Below are 2437 nucleotides of genomic sequence, written 5' to 3' on the forward strand. Positions count from 1 at the left end.
GTTTCCGGACACCGCGATCGGTTGAGCCGTCCCCAGTCGGTCGCCGGGATCAGACCCGTCGGCGTACTCGGTGCGGGCGGCCTTGGCGCACAACGCCAACATCGCCCCGCCGTGCACCTTGGGCCCGATCGTCCAATGTTGGTTGAGCTCACCGTCATAGACCCCGTCACCGACGGAGCGCAGCGCCATGGCATCGGTGAACAGCGTCGAACTCGACATGGACAGATTCCTTCTGGATCAGCGCATCAGATGCGTGCGGGCGAACTGCAGGCTGTCAACCAGCAACGCCTCCCGCTCCTTGGCGCTGCGGGCGCCCGACGTGGTCACCTCCAGGATCACGTGACCCGCAAAATCCCCGTCCGCCAGCAGCTCACAGACTTCCACGGCCGGCTGAGTGCCCCGGCCCGGCACGAGATGCTCGTCGGTCGATGCACCGCTGCCGTCGCACAGATGCAGGTGCACCAGGCCGTCACCCATCCGGCGAGCCATATCGAGGGCATCGGTGCCGGCCGTGGCGGTGTGGGAAAGATCCAGCGTGTAGTGGGCGTGGTTGCCGTCGAGCGGGTCGAACGACGGGGCGAACGCCGAGATGCCCGGACCGGGTCGGCCACCGCGCTTGCGCATCCGGTCGATCGACGTTTGGCCCGCGCCGAAGAACCGGTCGGCACGGAACGGAAACATGTTCTCCACCGCCACCAGCACGTCGCTGGCCGCCTCGAGCTCGGCCACCTGCTCGGTGAAGCCCTCCGCGTACCGGCGCTGCCAGCGAAACGGCGGATGCACGACAACGGTCTGGGCGCCGAGCTGTTCGGCGGCCCGCACGCTGCGCTCCAGCTTCGGAATCGGGTTGGCGCCCCAGACCCGTTGCGAGATCAACAGACACGGCGCGTGCACCGACAGCACCGGCATGCCGTACTCCTCGGCCAGCCGGGCCACCGCGTCGATGTCCTGGCTGACCGCTTCGGCCCACACCATCAGCTCGACACCGTCATAGCCCAGGCGGGCTGCCACCTCGAAAGCGGCCTCGGTCCTCAGCGGATAGACCGAGGCCGTCGACAGACCGACCTTGATTGCGGGACGCACGGGGGGTGGGGGCGCCTAACCCGACTGCAGTAGCGCCATCGGGCCGAGGGTGACCAGCGCACCGACTGCGACCGCGATCAATGTGCTGCCGATGTCCTCGGTCTTGCGCACCACCCGCACCGCGACCACCAGGCCCAGGATGACCAGAATCGATAGCGCCAGGGCGACGATGTTGTTCCACTTCCACAGCTGGTCGAACGCGATGAACAGACCCGCGCCGAAGGCGACCGCGAGCACACACTGGCCGACGATCCACAACCCGCGCAGGATGGACGACATCGGCCCGGACTGCGCGACGTCGTCGGCGTCTTCCTCGTCAACGTCGGTGTCGGAGTCGGTGTCGGAGTCGGAGTCGGTGTCGGAGTCGGTGTCGGAGTCGGTGTCGGCATCGGTCTCGGCATCGATCCCGCGGCGTGCCAGGTCGTCGGCGACCGTCTGGCCGCCGAACAGTGGGCCCTGACTGGACCGCAGGTACGACGGCAGGTCATCGGCGTCATCGGCGTCGTCCGGGGCGGCATCGGCGTCGTAGTCGGCCTCCGGGCGCTCGATCAGATCCGCCGGCGAATCCGCCACCTCGTCGCCGAGGTCATCGCGCAGCTCGTCGACGACGGGGTCCGGACTCATCTGCTCAGCGTCACTGCCACCGTCGTCCGGCGACGTCCCGGCGTCCTGCGGCGACGGCGTCACCACCACCTCCTCCGGCGTGGTGGTGTCCCCCGGCGTGGTGGCGTCCTCCGGCGGCGGCGGCGACGGCGGCGCGGCCGAGCGGCGGCGGCGCAACGAGAAGGTGAAGTGCGGTCGGCGCGCCTTGAAGTCCACCGGAGCGGGATCGGCGTCCCGAGCCTTCAGATGTGCGTTGTAGTCGGCCTCAGCCTCGGCGAGCTCGGGATCGGGCTCGGGCTCGGGCTCGACGTCAGCGACACTCGCGTCGGCCGCATCCTCGTCCGACACGTCGGACTCCGCGGCTTCCACCGCGCCCTCGGCAGCGTCGGCTGACTCGGCCGCCGCATCGTCGTCAGCGGCCTCGGCCTCCGGCGCAGCCTCGGCAACGCTGAGTTGGCCGTCGTCGACCGCGCCGTCGTCGTTTGGCTGCTCCGCGTCGCGCACCTCGCTGTTGTCGGGTTCCTCTGCAGTCGCGACCTCGGGCTCGTCAGCAGCGGGTTCGGCGGGGATGATCGGGATCTCACCGGTCAACTCGGCCACCGTGACGGAGTCGCTCCCTCGCCGACGTCGGCGACGACCGCCGACGGGCGGAGCGCCGATGGTCCCGTTCTTCGCCAGCAGCTCGGCCACCGAGATCGGCCGGGTGCGGGGTTCTTCTGATCCTGTCATCGTGTTGCCTCTGGGCTCAGCG

2 protein-coding genes and 1 pseudogene are annotated in these 2437 nt (G+C 69.5%); all 3 read right to left on the reverse strand.

All coding sequences use genetic code 11. The features are described from left to right. On the reverse strand, positions 1-219 hold a 219-nt coding region (locus ACN269_RS35240), incomplete at its 3' end, for an acyl-CoA thioesterase domain-containing protein (protein ID WP_421477752.1). 18 nt (positions 220-237) lie between these two features. Next, positions 238-1083, reverse strand: a complete 846-nt coding sequence (locus ACN269_RS35245; RefSeq protein ID WP_421477754.1) for a sugar phosphate isomerase/epimerase family protein — start codon at positions 1081-1083, stop codon at positions 238-240. Between the two features lie 15 nt (positions 1084-1098). Beyond that, a pseudogene (locus tag ACN269_RS35250) lies at positions 1099-2437 on the reverse strand (hypothetical protein); the annotation flags it as partial.

This window comes from Micromonospora sp. WMMD736 (genome assembly GCF_049179015.1).
Lineage (GTDB): Bacteria > Actinomycetota > Actinomycetes > Mycobacteriales > Micromonosporaceae > Micromonospora.